This window comes from Actinomadura rugatobispora (genome assembly GCF_042656285.1).
GTDB lineage: Bacteria > Actinomycetota > Actinomycetes > Streptosporangiales > Streptosporangiaceae > Spirillospora > Spirillospora rugatobispora.
This window is the reverse complement of sequence record NZ_JBHSON010000003.1, coordinates 75,913-91,208: the sequence shown is the minus strand read 5'-3', so window position 1 is coordinate 91,208 and position 15,296 is coordinate 75,913. Positions and strand designations below refer to the sequence as shown.

Sequence of the window (15,296 nt, the reverse complement as noted above, 5' to 3'; positions counted from 1 at the left end):
GAATCCTAACTATATTTGTAGGAAATATCGATAAGTCGACGAGGATAAGGACGTCCCTGCCGTGTCGCTCACGTTCCACTGGTTCCTGCCCACCTACGGCGATTCCCGCTTCATCGTCGGCGGCGGCCACGGCGGGCCCGCCGGCGCCGCGTCCGGCGACCGGCGCGCCTCGATCGGCTACCTGTCCTCGATCGTGCGCGCCGCCGAGGAGCTCGGCTTCACCGGCGCGCTCACCCCGGCCGGGGCCTGGTGCGAGGACGCCTGGCTGACCACCGCGATGCTGGCGCGCGAGTCCGAGCGGCTGGCGTTCCTGGTCGCGTTCCGCCCCGGGCTGATCAGCCCGACGCTCGCCGCCCAGATGGCCGCCACGTTCTCCCTGCACGCGCCGGGACGGCTGCTGCTCAACGTCGTCACCGGGGGCGAGGCCCACGAGCAGCGCGCCTACGGCGACCACCTGTCCAAGGAGGAGCGGTACGCCCGCTGCGCGGAGTTCCTGTCGGTCGTGCGGCGGCTGTGGGACGGCGAGACCGTCACCCACCGCGGCACGCACCTCGACATCGACGCCGCGCGCCTGCCGACCCTGCCCGACCCCGTCCCGCCGCTGTACTTCGGCGGCTCGTCCGCCGCGGCCGGGCGGGTCGCCGCCGAGTACACCGACGTGTACCTGACCTGGGGCGAGCCGCCGGACGCGGTGGCGCGCAAGATCGAGTGGATCCGCGGGCTGGCGGCGGCGCACGGCCGCAAGCCGCGCTTCGGGATCCGGCTGCACGTCATCACCCGCGACACCGCCGAGGAGGCGTGGGGGCAGGCGGGCCGGCTCGTCGAGGCGCTCGGCGAGGACACCGTCGCCGCCGCCCAGGCGTCCCTGGCCCGCAGCGAGTCCACCGGCCAGGCGCGCATGCGCGAGCTGCACGAGCGGGGCCGCGCCGACGGCTCCTGGCGCGACCCGCACTCCCTTGAGGTGGCGCCGAACCTGTGGGCCGGCGTCGGCCTGGTCCGCGGCGGCGCGGGCACCGCCCTGGTCGGGAGCCACGCCGAGGTGGCCGAGCGGATCGCCGAGTACGCCGCGCTCGGCATCGACGAGTTCGTCCTGTCCGGTTACCCGCACCTTGAGGAGCTGTACTGGTTCGGCGAGGGCGTGCTGCCGCACCTCGCCCGGCGCGGCCTGTTCCACGAGGTCGCGGGGGCGGGCGCCGGCCACACCGCCTTCCTGCCGAAGGAGACCGAGCGCCGCTGACCGCTCACCCGACCCGATGTCCGGGCCCCGCCGCCGGCTCCGCACCCGGGTCCGCTCCCGGGGCCGCGCCCAGGTCGCGGGCCCAGCGGAGCAGCTCGGCGCGCACCGGGACCTGGACGTCGGTGATCGTGACGAGGGTGGCGGTGGCGCCCCACGGCTCGATCGCCGCGTTGAGGCGCTCCAGCAGCTCGGGATCGCCGTCGCTGATCATCCGCGGCAGCGCCTCCAGATCCCGGGCCGCGATCACCGACCGCAGCGCGATCTCGGCGACCGCGCGGTCGGCCGCGGACGGCGTCCGGGCGGCCAGCGCGTACCGGACGGGGTCCGCGGCGCCCACCATCGCCAGCGCCTTGACCTGGACCGGGACGCCGTCCCGGGTGGTGCCCCGGAACCACACGTCCAGCGGCGCCGCGCGCATCGAGACGCGCACGCCCCGGTCGGCGATCGGCGCCAGGTAGCGCAGGCCGGGGCCGTGCGCGCCGCGCACCTTCCCGAAGCGCAGCACCACCAGCCGCTCGCCCTCGGCGACCCGGCGGATCCCCGCCGCCGCGGCGACGACCACCAGGAGCCCGGCCAGGAGGAGCAGCATTCCGGCGCGGGCTCCCAGGGAGTTCTGCACGTCCATCGGCCGACCTCCGTTCCGTCCGTCGCCTTCCAGCCTGCCCGGTGGAACGTCCCCCGGAAATGGGGCGCAGTGCCCATCCCCGCGGGGGGTCACTATGCAGGGAACCGTCCATGACCTGGGCCTTTCCGCCCGGATCGGCGGGGCGCCGATGGACAAACCCGGGTCCGATGCGGTGACGTGGAGCCATGAGCACAGCGAAGACCGAGCGAGACGGCGGGCACGGCGGACCGTCCAGGGCCTGGTGGCCGGGCGGCGGGCGCGGCACCCCGGCCTCCGCGCTGTACTGGCGCATCCTGGGCATGAACGGGCTGATCTTCGCCGTCGGCACCACCGTGCTCGCGCTGTCGCCCGCCACGGTGTCCTCGCCCGTGCTGCTGGGCGAGCTGCCCGTCCTGACGGTCGGCCTGGCGCTGATGGTGCTGGTGAACGCCTTCCTGCTGCGGGCCAGCCTGACGCCCCTGGACGGCCTCACCACGCTGATGACGCGGGTCGACTCGCTCAGCTCCGGCGACCGGCTGGCGCCCAGCGGCAACGGCGACCTGTCCCACCTGATCGGCACGTTCAACGCGATGCTCGACCGGCTGGAGGCCGACCGCAGCTCCAGCGCCGCCCTCGTGCTCGGGGCGCAGGAGTCCGAACGGCGCCGCATCGCCCAGGAGCTCCACGACGAGATCGGGCAGAGCCTGACCGTGGTGCTGCTGGAGCTGAAGTCGGTCATGGACCGCGCGCCCGGCGACCTGTCGCGGGAACTGCGGGGCGTCCAGGAGGTGGTGCGGTCGAGCCTGGACGAGGTGCGGCAGGTGGCCCGGCGGCTGCGGCCCGGGGTGCTGGAGGACCTCGGGCTGACCAGCGCCCTGGCCGCCCTGGCCGGCGACTTCTCCGGCACCGGCGGGCTGCGCGTGACCCGCTGCCTGCGGGCCGGGCTGCCCGAGCTGGACCCCGACGCCGAACTCGTGATCTACCGCGTCGCGCAGGAGAGCCTCACCAACGTCGTCCGGCACGCCCGGGCCGGGCACGCCGAGGTCTCGCTGACCGGCGGCGGCGACGGCTCGGTGGTGCTGCGGGTGGTGGACGACGGCTGCGGCCCGCCCGAGGGCGCGGGCGCGGGCATCCACGGCATGCGCGAGCGCGCGATGCTCATCGGGGCGCGGCTGACGATCGGCGCGGCGGAGGGCGGCGGCACGGAGGTCCGCCTGGTCGTCCCGCCCGCCGCGCGGCCCGGCGGACCGCCCCGCCGGCACGCCGCCGCGGACCTCCCCTGACGCGGGCCGGCGCCGGCTGATCAGGGCTCGACGAGCCCGACGCGGATGGCGTACTTGGTCAGCTCCAGCCGGTCGCGCATGCCGAGCTTGCCCAGGATGTTGGCGCGGTGCCGGTCGACGGTCTTGACGCTGATGGTGAGCGTCTCGGCGATCTGCTTGGACGAGTAGCCCTCGGCGACCAGCTTGATGATCTCCTCCTCGCGCGGGGTGAGGATGCTGTCGGGCAGGTTCTCGAAGTCGCGCCCGAGGTACTCGCGGATCAGGGCGGTGACGGCGCCGGGGTACAGGTACGGCTCGCCGCGCATGGCGCCCCGGCACGCGTCCAGCAGGTCGCGGTCGGCGACCGACTTGAGGACGTAGCCGCACGCCCCCGCCTTCAGGGACTCGAAGAAGTACTGCTCGTTGTCGTACATCGACAGGATCAGGATGCGCACCGAGGGGGTGCGCCTGCTGATCTCCCGGGCCGCCTGGATGCCGGTCATCCGCGGCATCGCGATGTCCAGCACGGCCAGGTCGATGTCCGTGGTGGCGCACTCCCGCACGGCCTCGGCCCCGTCGGCGGCCTCGGCCACCACGGTGAGATCGGGTTCGGCGTCCAGGATCAGGCGCAGCCCCCGCCGCACCAGGGCGTGGTCGTCGGCCAGCAGGATCCGGGTGGGGCCGCGGTCGCCTGTCTGCACAGATCCACCTCCGCTCGATGCCGTCATCCTATGCGCCGCCCGCCGCTCCGGACCCCCGCGGCAAGCCTCTGAACTGCGGCTACATAGTGCCTCCCGGTGAATATGGGTGCCGGACCCGATAGTGGCGGCCCTCGCCGCGCCGAAGACTGGACGGAGATCACGATGTGGAGGGAGACGTCATGGCGCACGCGAGAAGAAGCTCGCCCTGGAGTGCTGCGCACGCCTCCGAACGAGGGCTCGGACGACGGCCCGACCGCTTCCGGGTCGCCGCCGGCCGCCACGGGGCGTGATGAGGCTTTTCCAGTGCGGAACGGGGTTCCCGCGCGTCGCCGCGGAAGGGGATCCCGAAGGGGCCGGCCGGAACGGACGGAGAGGACATGTCGCCTCAGAAGGTGATATCGGAGAGGGTCCGCAAGGACATGCAAGCTCGCGACATCGCGGTACAGGTTCCCACCGTGACCATGGACGACCCGGTCACCCAGGCGGTCCGGGTGATGGCGCTCGGCCGCCTGCCGGGGCTGATCGTGGTCGACGCGCGGCGGCGCCCGCGCGTCGTCCTGCCGGGCACCCAGGTGCTGAGGCTCACGGTGCCGCGCGCCTACCAGGAGGATCCGGCGCTGACCCGGATCGTGGACGAGGCGCACGCCGACATCTTCTGGCACGAGCTGGGCGACCTGACCGTGGGGGACTGCCTGCCCACGCCGGTCGCCCGCCCGGTGACCGTCCCCGCCACCGCGACGCTGCTGCAGGTGGCGGCGCTCATGGCGCGCCAGCGCAGCCCGCTGGTGGCGGTGGTGGACGAGGCCGGGATCCTGACCGGAGCGATCACGCTGGACCGGTTGCTGGCCAGCCTGACGCTCGCCGGACCGGGCGCCTAGCGGGGCGTTCCGGCCCGCCGGTGTGCCGGGTGGGGGATCCGGCGCGCCGTTACGGGCGGCCCGCGGGGGGCCGCCCCGGGCGGGCCCTGCCGTCGGGACGGCGGCGATGAGCGCGGTGGCCGCACTGGCCGTCTTCGTGGTGGCGTTCTTCTTCATCGCCACGGAGAAGGCGAACAAGGTCAAGGTCGTGCTCATCGCCGCCGGGGCGATGACGGTGCTCGGGTTCACCCCCGGCGCCGAGGTGTTCTTCTCCGAGCACGAGGGCATCGACTGGAACGTCATCTTCCTGCTGCTCGGGATGATGATCATCGTCGGGATCATCAAGCAGACCGGGCTCTTCGACTTCCTGGCGATCTGGGCGGCCAAGCGCTCCCGCGGGCGGCCGTACCGGCTGATGGTGATGCTGATGATCATCACCGCGGTGGCGTCGCCGTTCCTGGACAACGTCACCACGATCATGCTGGTGGCCCCGGTGACCGTGGTGGTCTGCGACCGGCTGCGGATCGCGGCCCAGCCCTACCTGATCGCCGAGGTGCTGGCGTCCAACATCGGCGGGGCGGCGACCCTCATCGGGGACCCGCCCAACATCATCATCGGGAGCCGGGCGGGGCTGTCGTTCAACGACTTCCTCGTCCACATGGCGCCGATCGTGGTCGTCACGTTCATCGTCTTCGTCCTGCTGACCCGGGTGCTGTTCCGCAAGGCGCTGCGCCACGCCCCCGAGCACATGGACGAGGTGATGGCGCTCCAGGAGCGCCGCGCGATCACCGACCCGCGGCTGCTCGCGCGCTGCCTGGCGGTGCTCGCCCTGGTGGTGGCGGGTTTCGCGCTGCACTCGGTGATCCACGTGGAGCCCTCGATCGTGGCGCTGGTCGGCGCCGGCGTGATGATCCTGGTCACCCGCACCGAGGTCTCCGACGTCCTGCACGAGGTGGAGTGGCCGACGCTGGTCTTCTTCGTGGGCCTGTTCGTCATGGTGTCGGGGCTGGTCCACACGGGCGTCATCGAGAACATCGGCGAGTGGGCCGTGGACACGGTCGGCGACGACTACTTCATGGCGGCGACCGGGCTGCTGTTCGGATCGGCGGTGCTGGGCGCGTTCTTCGACAACATCCCCTACGTGGCGACCATGGCGCCGATCGTCGAGGGGGTCGTGGCGCAGGCGCCCGACCCGGCCACCGGGGAGGCGCTGTGGTGGGCGTTCGCGCTGGGCGCCGACTTCGGCGGGAACGGCACGGCCGTGGCCGCCAGCGCCAACGTGGTGGCGATCGGCATCGCGGCCAGGACGGGGCACCCGATCTCGTTCTGGCAGTTCACCCGCTACGGCATCGTCATCACGGCCCTGACCACGGTGATGGCCTGGGTCTACGTGGCGCTGCGGTACTTCATGTGAGGACGGGCCGGCGTCACGGGTGGTCCAGCCAGCGGCGCCGGCCGGTCACGGCGGTCAGGGTGAGCGGGATCGCTGCCAGGGAGGCGATCCCGAACAGCAGCGTGTACCGCTCGTGCTCGGCGAGCGGTCCCGCCACCGCCGAGGCGGCCGAGCTGCCGACGAACAGCGCGGCGGCGAAGAACGCGACCGCCGTGCCGCGCGCCCGCGGCACCACGGAGGTGGCCCACGTCTGGAGGGAGGAGTGCATGAACGACCAGCCGCCGCCCAGCAGCAGCGCGGTGACGACGACGGTGACGATCTCGACCCGGCCGGCGACGACGCCGTACCCGACGCAGATCTGCGCGCCGCCCACGGCGATCAGCGCCCACCCCGGGACCCGGCTGGTCAATGCCTTCACCAGCCGGGTGAACGCGACCACGCCCAGCCCGTAGGCGGCGGTGGCCAGCCCGGCGACGGCGCTGTCGACGCCCCGCGACTGCAGCGCCGCGGCCAGCAGCGTCATCGTCCCGAGCAGCACGGCGCCCTCCACGAACGCAAGCCCGAACACCAGGAGGGCCCAGCGGTTGCGCAGCACCGCGCGCAGGTGCTCGCCCATCCCGGCGGCGGCATGGCGCGGCGGCTCCGGCAGCGAGCGCAGCCCGAACGAGCACACCGCCGCGCACACCGCGGGCATCGCGAACACCATGCGCCAGTCCAGCACGTGGGCCAGCACGCCGCCGACGGCCGTGGCCAGCGCCGTCCCGAGCGCCGAGACGGCCATCAGGTCCGACAGCGCCCGCTGGCGCTGCCCGCCGGGCACGGTGTCGCCGACGTAGGTCAGCGAGGTCGGGATCACGGCGCCGAAGCAGGCCCCGGCGACGACCCGGGCCGCGATCAGCACCGTCATGGTGGGCGCGATCGTGGACAGCGCCCCGGCCACGGCGGCGGCGAGCAGCGTCACGCGCATGAGGCGGACGCGGCCGAACCGGTCCGACAGCAGTCCCCACAGCGGCTGGGACAGCCCGTAGGCCAGGAAGTAGCCGCTCGCGGCCGCGACGGCGGTGCCGAGCGGCACCCCCATCCCGGACGCGATGAGCACCAGCATGGGCGTGATCGCGAACCGGTCGAAGGTGCTGACGAACGCCGCCGCCGACAACGCGAGCGGCGGGCGGGACAGAGACGGGGGCGGGGGCGGCGGGGGGTCCTGGTGGGGCATCGGCATTCCTCGTCGGGGGCGACCCTCCATGGTCCCGCGTCCCGCCGACCGGCGGTCGGGCAGGTCCCCGGTACCGCCCCAGCCGGTCCCGCCCCGGGCGCGCACTACTAAGGATCTTCGTAAGCGATCGCCGACCATGGAAGGGATGGGTGTGGTGCGCCGCTCCCTCGGTCCAGAACGTCCCCTGTGTCGAAGATCAACGCGGGGGCGGCGTTCTTTCCGGGACGACCGATTAAGTACTAGGTCATGTAGTAGTTTGTCGTCGGTCAAGGCCCGGGAAGCCCGAGGAGGACGCTGTGCATCGGAAGCCGGTACGCGCCGCGGCGGCGGCGGCCGTCGTCGTCGCGGGACTGCTGACGGCCGCCGGTCCGGTCCGGGCGGCGCCCGCGCCGGACCCGGAGAAGCTGGGACGCCAGGCCGAGATCCTCACCGAGCAGTACAACGGCAAGCGCCTGGCGCTGAAGAAGGCCCGCCTGGCCCAGCGGGCCGCGGAACGGCAGGCGCGGCAGGCCGGCGCCGACTACGAGACCGTGCGCCGCAAGGCCGGGGTGCTGGCCGCCTCGCAGTACATGACCCCGGGCGCGGAGTCGGAGGTCTCCCTGTTCATCGGGGACGAGCCCCAGGTGGCCTTGGACCGGTCGGCGGCTTCCAGCTACCTGGCCGCGCAGCAGGTCCAGCAGCTGCGCGAGCTCGCGCTCACCCGGATGCGCTACGAGCGCAGCGCCGGAGCCGCCCGCGAGCGCACCGCCGAGATCCAGAAGCTCACCAAGGACCTGGCCGGGAAGAAGGCCAGGATCGAGAAGCTGATCAGCAAGATCCCCGCCTCGCGCGCGCGGACGGGAGGGGCGCCGCCCCGGTCGTCGTCGGCCTCGGGCAGGGCCGGGACCGTGGTGAACGCCGCACTGTCGCGCGTGGGCACCCCCTACGTGTACGGGGCCGCAGGGCCGAACTCCTTCGACTGCTCGGGCCTGATGCTGTGGTCCTACGCCAAGGTCGGCATGAACCTTCCGCACTACACCGGCGCGCAGTACAACATGGGCACGCGCGTCTCCCGCGGCCAGGTGCGTCCCGGCGACATCCTCTTCTTCTACCCGGACCTGGGCCACAACGGCATGTACATCGGCGGGAACAAGATGGTGCACGCCCCCCGCTCGGGCAAGAACGTCGAGGTCGTGGATCTCGCCGCGTACTGGTGGGGACAGTTCACCGGCGCCACCCGCCTGCTCTGACTCAGGCGGGGTCGCGGGGCGGGACGACCTTGAGGGCCGTGTGGAGCGCCTCGGACTCCTCGGCGGAGAGGTCGGAGAGGAAGTGCACCAGCGCCGCGGCCTGGTTGTCGCTGGTGGCGAGCGCCTCCCGCATGAGCTTGGCGGTGTAGCCCTCGCGCGAGGAGACCGGCTCGTAGAGGTAGGCGCGGCCCTGCCGCTTCCGCCGCAGCCAGCCCTTCGTGTGCAGGTTGTCCATCACGGTCATGACCGTGGTGTAGGCGATGCTCCGGGTCTGCTGGAGGTCTTCGAGAACCTGCCGGACGTTGGCGGGATGGCCGTAGGACCACATCCGGTCCATCACCACGGCCTCGAGCTCGCCGAAACGCTGTCCGGCCATCCGCCACCGCCCCTCCGGCATCGCCGCGTCCCGCCGTCCCGCCACCCCGCGGTAACCAGTACTACTACCGATAGTAGCAGCGGGGGCCGTTGCCCCTTCGGGTCCGCGCGCCGGGCAGAATGTGGGGGCGAAGTGGGGTGATCACGTGGTCGGACTGGCGGGTTCGCTGGAGCGCGCCGTGATGGAGGCGCTGTGGGCGGCGCCCCGGCCGCTGCGCGTCCGCGAGCTGCTGGAACGGCTGAACGAGGGAGCGGCGAAGCCGCTGGCCTACAACACCGTGCAGACCGTGGCGGAGCGGCTCTCCCGCAAGGGCATGCTGGCGAAGATCCCCGACGGCCAGGCCTTCCGCTACGGCCCGACGCGCGACCGGGAGGCGTACGTGGCCGACCTCATGCTGGACGCCCTGACCGGCACCACCGATCACGGCGCGGTCCTGGCCCGCTTCGCCGAAGGCGTCGCCGACGAGGACGCCCGGCGGCTGCTGGAAGCGCTGCGCCACCGGGGCGCCGACGAGCCGGGGCCCTGAGCCGTGCTCGCGCTTCTGGCCGTCCTGGGCGCGGTCGCGGTGCTCCTGGGGTGCGGCGCCGGCGTCGTGCTGGACCGGCTCTGGGCGTCCGGGGTCCATCCCGGGACCGCCGCGGCCTGCTGGTTCGCGGCGCTGGCGGGCACCGTCGCGGCCGTCGCCGGGATGATCGCGGTCGGGCTGCTCTGGCCGCCCACGCCCGGCCACGGGATCGTCGAGTGGCTGCACGGCTGCCTGCCCCACCATCCGGTCGCGGCCCTCGTGCTGGGCGGGCTGGCGAGCGTGCCCGTGGTCTGGCTGTGCTGCGCCAGGGTGGCGGGCGGCGTGCCGCGGCTGCGCCGCGCGCTGCGGCAGCGCCGCGACCACCGCGAGGTCCTGCACATGGTGGCGCGCGAGGACGCCGACCATCCCGACGTCCTGCTGCTCGACCACCCCATCCCGGTCGCCTACTGCCTGCCCTCGCGGTGGCGGCCGATCGTCGTGAGCACCGGCGCCCGCAGGAGGCTGTCGCCCGCGCAGCTGGAGGCCGTCCTCGAACACGAGCGGGCGCACCTGCGCCAGCGTCACCACGCCCTGCTGCTCCTGCTCGACGCGGTGCACGCCCTCCTGCCGTGGCCGCCGACCGTCCGGCGGGCCAGGGCCCGGATCCCCGTCCTGCTGGAGATGGCGGCCGACGACGCGGCGGCCCGTGCCGGCGGGAGCCGGCCGCTGGCCGAGGCCCTGCGGCAGATCGCCACCGCGCCGGAGTTCGCCGGCGCGCTTGCGGCCTCCGGGCAGGGGCCCGGCGCGCTGTCGCGGCGGCTGGCCCGGCTGGAGGGGGCGGCGGGACGGCAGGCGACGGGACGGCCGGGCCGGGCGGTGCGCCCGGTCGCGTGGACGCTGTCCGCCTGCGCGGCGGCGGTGCCGTTCGCCGCGGCGGTGGCCGCCCTCGCGAGGCTGGTCCCGCCCTGCTGAGCGGCCGCCGTCACGGCTGTGACGCAATGTGAGAGTCGTGCACTCAAGTGGCATTTGGGGCCGGAACCTCCTACCCTCCGTAGGAGCCAGTCCCGGGTCTCCTACCGGGCGCCTGCCGGTCGGGGCGGGCGAAACCTGAAAGGACCGTGCATGCTGCCAGGCGCCGACGGCGTGAACTCCCGGCTCCCGCGCCTGTTCAGGGCGGCGGCGACAGGGGCGGCGGTGGCGGCGGCGGTGTTCCTGGCGCCGGCCGCGGCGTCGGCCGCGCCGGAGCCCTCGCGCCGCGAACTGACCGAGCAGCAGCGGCGGCTCACCGACGACGCCGAGCGGATCACCGAGCAGTACAACGGGCTGCGGGTCCGCCTCCAGCAGTCCCAGCGGGCGGCCAGGGCCGCCGCGCAGAACGCCGGCCGCCAGCAGAAGGCGCTGGAGGAACTGCGCGGCCAGGTCGCGACCATGGCCGCCGAGACCTACAAGAACGGCAGCACCGACCCCTCGGCCGCGTTCGCCTCGGCCTCCGACCCGCAGGCGGTGCTCGACCGCTCCGCGACGCTGGACTACTTCGCGCGCCAGAACGGCACCCGCGTCGCCCTCCTCCTCCAGAGCATCCAGGCGGCCCAGCGCGCCCAGAAGTCGGCCACCGACCGCGAGCGGCAGGTACGGCGGCTGGCCGCCGACTCCCAGCGCAAGAAGCAGGAGCTGCAGGACAAGCTGGCCAAGGTCGAGCGGAAGCTGAACATCGGCGCGCCGCTCCCCAAGGCCGGGGCGGCCCCCGCCGTCGCCCCCGACGGCGCGTCGGCCAAGGCCATGGGCGCCGTCAAGGCCGCGCTCAGCCAGCTGGGCGTCCCCTACTCCTGGGGTGGGGGCAGTCCGTCGGGTCCCAGCTACGGCATCGCCCAGGGGGCGAACATCAAGGGCTTCGACTGCTCCGGGCTCACCCTGTACGCCTACGCCCAGGTGGGCATCGGCCTGCCGCACTACACCGGAAGCCAGTTCAACGCGGGCACGCGGGTGTCGCGCGCCGCCCTCAGGCCCGGCGACCTGGTGTTCTTCCACGCCGACCTGCACCACATGGGCATGTACATCGGCAACGGCAAGATGGTCCACGCCCCCCAGACCGGCGACGTCATCAAGGTCAGCCCGATCTCCGGGCGGCCCTTCGCCGGTGGTGTCCGCATCGCCTGACGGCCGCCATGAGAGAGTGGTGACGATGTTGGAGCGCTTCCCCCGTCGCCTCGTCGTCCCCTCGGCCATCGCCCTCGTCGTGGTGCTGCTGCTGGGGCTCGTCGCCGTGCGGGCCCTGATGGTCGCCGGGAAGGTTCCGGGAGGCACCAGGGTCGCGGGCATCGACATCGGCGGGCTCGCGCCGCGGGCGGCGGAGGCGAGGCTGGCCCGGGAACTGGCCGACGACGCCGAACGGCCCATCGCGGTGACGGCCGCGGGCCACCGCTTCACGATCTCGCCGGCGGAGGCCGGCCTGGCGCTGGACGCCCCTGCCACGGTCGCCGCGGCGGGCGGCGGCGCCCCCTCTCCGGCCGACCTTCTGCGGCCGTGGATCGGCGCGCGCACCGTCGAGCCCCGCGTCAAGGCCGACGCGGCCAAGCTGAGCGCCGCGGTCGAGGGCATCGCCAAGGAGGTCGACCGGCCGTTGCGTGAGGGCGGCATCCGGTACGCGGGCCTGCGTCCGGTGGCGGTGGCGCCCCGTCCGGGGAACGAGATCGACCGCGCCGCCGCCCAGCGCGCGATCAAGGAGGCGTTCCTCGACCCCCGCCCGCAGGTCACGGTTTCGCCCCGGCCCACCGCGCCCACGGTGTCCGCGGAACGGGTCCGGCAGATCGCGCAGACCACGGCCAAGGCGGCGGTCGCACGGCCGTTCCTGCTGACCGGCCCGGGCGGGCGCAAGGCGACGGTGCCCCCGGCGGACATCGCGCGCGGGCTCCGCTTCGTCGCCGACGGCCGCGGTTCGCTGCGTCCTCAATTCGACGCGACCGCCGTCGCCAGGGCGGCGGACAAACGCTTCGTCCCGGCCGCCCAGGCGCCCCGCGACGCGACCTACACGGTGAAGAAGGGACGGCTGCAGCTCGTTTCCGCCCGCACCGGCCAGGGCGTGGACGCCGCCGCGCTCGGCCAGGCGATCACCGGCGCGCTCGCCTCCGGCGGGAGCCGCACCGTGCCCGTGCGGGTGGTCACCACCCCGCCGCGGATCACCGACGCGCAGGTCCGCGCGCTGGGGATCAAGGAGAAGATCAGCACGTACACCACGCAGCATCCCTGCTGCGCGCCGCGGGTGACCAACATCCAGACCATCGCCCGCATCGTCGACGGCCACATCGTCCGGCCCGGCGAGATCTTCTCCCTCAACGGCCTGGTCGGCAGGCGCGACCGGGCGCGCGGCTTCGTGCCCGCCCCGATGATCCTCAACGGCCGGTACGTCAACGACGTGGGCGGCGGCGTGTCGCAGTTCGCCACCACCATGTTCAACGCCGTGTTCTTCGGCGGGCTGCAGGACGTGCAGCACACCCCGCACTCGTTCTACATCTCCCGGTATCCGGCGGGGCGGGAGTCGACGGTGTCCTACCCGCAGCCCGACTTCCGGTGGCGCAACGACTCCCCGCACGGCGTGCTGATCAAGACCGCGTACACGAGCACCTCGATCAGCGTCACGTTCTGGAGCACCAAGCGGTACGACATCGAGTCCCAGTCCTCCGGCCGGTACGCCGTGCGCGGTTTCGAGACGACCACCGACTCCGGGCCCAAGTGCATCCCGATGCCCGGCGCCGAGGGCTTCAAGATCGACGTCTGGCGGATCTTCAAGAAGGACGGCCGGGTCGTGCGGCGGCAGAAGTTCCACACCGTCTACCTGCCGGAACCCAAGCTGACCTGCGAGGAGACCCCGGGCCGGTGACCCGGCCGGTGGCCCCGCCGGTGGCCCTGGCACGGGCTCGGATATCGTGATCCGATATCGGTGCGCGTAAGCACGCCAGGTCGTTCCGCTCCGATCCACCAGGGGGCCGCCATGGGACGCTCGCCCGCCGCCACCGGGGGTGCCCCGCCGGAGTTGCGCCGCCGGCTGGGGGTGCCCGACGCGGTCGTCATCGGCCTGGGGGCGATGATCGGCGCGGGCGTCTTCGCCGCACCGGCCCCGGCGGCACGGGCGGCCGGCGCGGGACTGCTGCTCGGCCTGGCGCTGGCCGCGGTGGTCGCGTACTGCAACGCGACGTCCTCGGCGCGGCTGGCCGCCCGCTACCCGGCCTCGGGCGGCACCTACGTCTACGGCCGCGAGCGGCTCGGGGAGTTCTGGGGGTACCTCGCCGGGTGGGCGTTCATCGTCGGCAAGACCGCCTCGTGCGCGGCGATGGCGCTGACCGCCGGCCTCTACCTGTGGCCGGGGCACGCGCACGCGGTGGCGGTCGCCGCCGTGGTGGCGCTGACCGCGGTCGACTACAGGGGCGTGCAGAAGTCGGCCTGGGTCACCCGCGTGATCGTCGCGCTGGTCCTGGCGGTGCTGGCCGCCGTGGTGGTGACCGTGCTCGCGTCCGGTGAGGCGGAGGCGGCCCGGCTGGACCCGTTCGCGGACGCCTCGTTCGGCGGCGTGCTCCAGGCCGCGGGCCTGCTGTTCTTCGCGTTCGCCGGGTACGCGCGCATCGCCACCCTCGGTGAGGAGGTCCGCGATCCCGCGCGCACCATCCCGCGCGCCATCCCGCTGGCGCTGGGCGTGACCCTGGTCGTGTACGCGGCGGTGCTGGTCGCGGTGCTGGCCGTCCTGGGCGCGGACGGTCTGGGACGGGCGACCGCGCCGCTGGCCGAGGCCGTGCGCGCCGCCGGGGTGCCTGAGCTCGCGCCGGTCGTGCGCGCGGGCGCCGTGGCGGCCGCGCTCGGCTCCCTGCTGGCGCTGATCCTCGGAGTGTCCCGCACCACCCTGGCCATGGCCCGCGACCGGCATCTCCCGCACGCGCTGGCCGCCGTCCACCCCCGGTTCGGCGTGCCGCACCGCGCCGAGCCGGCCGTCGGGGCCGTCGTGGCGGTGCTGGCGGCGGTCGCGGACCTCCGGGGCGCGATCGGCTTCTCCTCCTTCGGCGTCCTGGTCTACTACGCCATCGCCAACGCCTCGGCCTGGACCCTCACCCGGGCCGAGGGCCGTCCGGCGCGCGTCATCCCGATCGTGGGGTTGGCCGGGTGCCTGACGCTGGCGTTCGCCCTGCCGGCGTCGTCGGTGCTGACCGGCTCCGCGGTGCTGGGCCTCGGCGCGCTCCTGTACGGCGCTCGCTACCGGCGTTCGCGTCCGGCGCCGGAGGAGGGCGACGGCCGCGGCGGCCGGTGACCTCGATCAGCGGCGGTGGTCGTCGCCGAGCACCTCGCGGGCCAGTTCGGCGAGCGCGGCCCGGTCCTCGGCGAGCGCGGCCCGGCCCGCGTCGGTCGCGCTGTAGACGCGCCGCACCCGGCCCTCGACCACCTGCTGGCCGGAGGTCAGCAGCCCGTCGGCCTCCAGGCGGTGCAGCGTCGGGTAGAGCGTGCCGGGGCTGATCTGGTAGCCGTGCGTGGCCAGCTCGCGGGTCATCCACGCGCCGTGGATCTCGCCCTCGGCCGCGTGGTGCAGGATGTGCAGCCGCACCGCGGCCCGCTGGAACTCCCGCATGCCCGCTCCGTACTCCTCCGGCGCGCGTCGATGACGAACCCGATATCGGGTGTCGATGTTACCCCGCAGCGGCAACGGTGTTTCGGTCGGGAACTAATCCCTAGTAATCCTATCGGGTTTATGCTAATTTCTCCCTTATGTCCCAGGCAGCTGACTTCTTCGGTCGGCGGTATCTCGATCTGTGCCGCCTGTTCGGCGCGCGCTGTCGCTGAACGCTCCTGACAACCGGTCCTCCGGAGCCGCCCAGGCCGTGCGCGTGCACGGCCGGTGATCCGCGCCCGCCGGGGTACACCCCCCGGCGGCGGACC

15 protein-coding genes are annotated in these 15,296 nt (G+C 73.8%); 10 read left to right on the top strand and 5 right to left on the bottom strand.

The window, feature by feature from the left end; genetic code table 11:
- The first annotated feature begins 61 nt into the window (after positions 1 to 61).
- Entirely contained in the window at positions 62 to 1,237 is a 1,176-nt protein-coding gene (locus ACFPZN_RS02660; RefSeq protein WP_378279740.1) for an LLM class flavin-dependent oxidoreductase, read from the top strand.
- 4 nt (positions 1,238 to 1,241) lie between these two features.
- Here ACFPZN_RS02660 and ACFPZN_RS02655 read toward each other — a convergent pair whose 3' ends face one another.
- A complete protein-coding gene (locus ACFPZN_RS02655) occupies positions 1,242 to 1,862 on the bottom strand; it encodes an SPFH domain-containing protein (RefSeq protein WP_378279738.1) in 621 nt (206 codons plus the stop codon).
- Positions 1,863 to 2,047: 185 nt separating this feature from the next.
- Between ACFPZN_RS02655 and ACFPZN_RS02650 the strand changes: the two genes are divergently transcribed.
- Positions 2,048 to 3,124 carry a HAMP domain-containing sensor histidine kinase gene (locus tag ACFPZN_RS02650; RefSeq protein ID WP_378279736.1) on the top strand — a complete coding sequence of 359 codons (1,077 nt, stop codon included), beginning with the start codon at positions 2,048 to 2,050 and terminating at the stop codon, positions 3,122 to 3,124.
- Positions 3,125 to 3,144: 20 nt separating this feature from the next.
- Here ACFPZN_RS02650 and ACFPZN_RS02645 read toward each other — a convergent pair whose 3' ends face one another.
- Positions 3,145 to 3,804 carry a response regulator gene (locus tag ACFPZN_RS02645; RefSeq protein ID WP_378279735.1) on the bottom strand — a complete coding sequence of 220 codons (660 nt, stop codon included), beginning with the start codon at positions 3,802 to 3,804 and terminating at the stop codon, positions 3,145 to 3,147.
- Between the two features lie 419 nt (positions 3,805 to 4,223).
- Between ACFPZN_RS02645 and ACFPZN_RS02640 the strand changes: the two genes are divergently transcribed.
- Both ACFPZN_RS02640 and ACFPZN_RS02635 read left to right on the top strand, forming a co-directional pair.
- Entirely contained in the window at positions 4,224 to 4,682 is a 459-nt protein-coding gene (locus ACFPZN_RS02640; RefSeq protein WP_378279733.1) for a CBS domain-containing protein, read from the top strand.
- Between the two features lie 106 nt (positions 4,683 to 4,788).
- The gene (locus tag ACFPZN_RS02635; protein ID WP_378279731.1) at positions 4,789 to 6,075 is read left to right on the top strand and encodes an ArsB/NhaD family transporter; all 1,287 of its coding nucleotides are present in this window, start codon (positions 4,789 to 4,791) and stop codon (positions 6,073 to 6,075) included.
- Between the two features lie 13 nt (positions 6,076 to 6,088).
- On the opposite strand, the gene ACFPZN_RS02630 is transcribed toward ACFPZN_RS02635, so the two are convergent.
- A complete protein-coding gene (locus tag ACFPZN_RS02630; protein WP_378279729.1) occupies positions 6,089 to 7,270 on the bottom strand; it encodes an MFS transporter in 1,182 nt (393 codons plus the stop codon).
- A 296-nt stretch (positions 7,271 to 7,566) separates the two neighbouring features.
- Here ACFPZN_RS02630 and ACFPZN_RS02625 point away from each other — a divergent pair, with 296 nt between their 5' ends.
- Complete coding sequence (locus ACFPZN_RS02625) at positions 7,567 to 8,499, top strand: C40 family peptidase (protein ID WP_378279728.1); 933 nt, start codon at positions 7,567 to 7,569, stop codon at positions 8,497 to 8,499.
- Between the two features lies 1 nt (position 8,500).
- On the opposite strand, the gene ACFPZN_RS02620 is transcribed toward ACFPZN_RS02625, so the two are convergent.
- Entirely contained in the window at positions 8,501 to 8,875 is a 375-nt protein-coding gene (locus tag ACFPZN_RS02620) for a BlaI/MecI/CopY family transcriptional regulator (RefSeq protein ID WP_378279726.1), read from the bottom strand.
- 145 nt (positions 8,876 to 9,020) lie between these two features.
- On the opposite strand from ACFPZN_RS02620, the gene ACFPZN_RS02615 reads away from it, so the two are divergent.
- From ACFPZN_RS02615 to ACFPZN_RS02595, 5 genes are all read left to right on the top strand, one after another.
- Entirely contained in the window at positions 9,021 to 9,401 is a 381-nt protein-coding gene (locus ACFPZN_RS02615; protein ID WP_378279724.1) for a BlaI/MecI/CopY family transcriptional regulator, read from the top strand.
- A gap of 3 nt (positions 9,402 to 9,404) precedes the next feature.
- Entirely contained in the window at positions 9,405 to 10,352 is a 948-nt protein-coding gene (locus ACFPZN_RS02610; protein ID WP_378279722.1) for a M56 family metallopeptidase, read from the top strand.
- Positions 10,353 to 10,502: 150 nt separating this feature from the next.
- Entirely contained in the window at positions 10,503 to 11,537 is a 1,035-nt protein-coding gene (locus tag ACFPZN_RS02605) for a C40 family peptidase (protein WP_378279719.1), read from the top strand.
- A gap of 25 nt (positions 11,538 to 11,562) precedes the next feature.
- On the top strand, positions 11,563 to 13,257 hold the full coding sequence (locus tag ACFPZN_RS02600; protein ID WP_378279950.1) for a VanW family protein: 1,695 nt from the start codon (positions 11,563 to 11,565) through the stop codon (positions 13,255 to 13,257).
- Between the two features lie 111 nt (positions 13,258 to 13,368).
- Complete coding sequence (locus tag ACFPZN_RS02595; RefSeq protein ID WP_378279717.1) at positions 13,369 to 14,673, top strand: APC family permease; 1,305 nt, start codon at positions 13,369 to 13,371, stop codon at positions 14,671 to 14,673.
- 6 nt (positions 14,674 to 14,679) lie between these two features.
- Here the strand turns inward: ACFPZN_RS02595 and ACFPZN_RS02590 are convergent, their stop codons facing one another.
- Positions 14,680 to 14,988, bottom strand: coding sequence for an Rv3488 family transcriptional regulator (locus ACFPZN_RS02590; RefSeq protein ID WP_378279716.1), 309 nt, complete (start codon positions 14,986 to 14,988; stop codon positions 14,680 to 14,682).
- Positions 14,989 to 15,296 lie beyond the last annotated feature (308 nt).

Coding starts and splice junctions, on each gene's coding strand:
- ACFPZN_RS02590 (WP_378279716.1), bottom strand. CDS start 14,988: ATGCGGGAGTTCCAGCGGGCCGCGGTGCGGCTGCACATCCTGCACCAC.
- ACFPZN_RS02595 (WP_378279717.1), top strand. CDS start 13,369: ATGGGACGCTCGCCCGCCGCCACCGGGGGTGCCCCGCCGGAGTTGCGC.
- ACFPZN_RS02620 (WP_378279726.1), bottom strand. CDS start 8,875: ATGGCCGGACAGCGTTTCGGCGAGCTCGAGGCCGTGGTGATGGACCGG.
- ACFPZN_RS02635 (WP_378279731.1), top strand. CDS start 4,789: ATGAGCGCGGTGGCCGCACTGGCCGTCTTCGTGGTGGCGTTCTTCTTC.
- ACFPZN_RS02650 (WP_378279736.1), top strand. CDS start 2,048: ATGAGCACAGCGAAGACCGAGCGAGACGGCGGGCACGGCGGACCGTCC.
- ACFPZN_RS02640 (WP_378279733.1), top strand. CDS start 4,224: ATGCAAGCTCGCGACATCGCGGTACAGGTTCCCACCGTGACCATGGAC.
- ACFPZN_RS02630 (WP_378279729.1), bottom strand. CDS start 7,270: ATGCCCCACCAGGACCCCCCGCCGCCCCCGCCCCCGTCTCTGTCCCGC.
- ACFPZN_RS02600 (WP_378279950.1), top strand. CDS start 11,563: ATGTTGGAGCGCTTCCCCCGTCGCCTCGTCGTCCCCTCGGCCATCGCC.
- ACFPZN_RS02655 (WP_378279738.1), bottom strand. CDS start 1,862: ATGGACGTGCAGAACTCCCTGGGAGCCCGCGCCGGAATGCTGCTCCTC.
- ACFPZN_RS02605 (WP_378279719.1), top strand. CDS start 10,503: ATGCTGCCAGGCGCCGACGGCGTGAACTCCCGGCTCCCGCGCCTGTTC.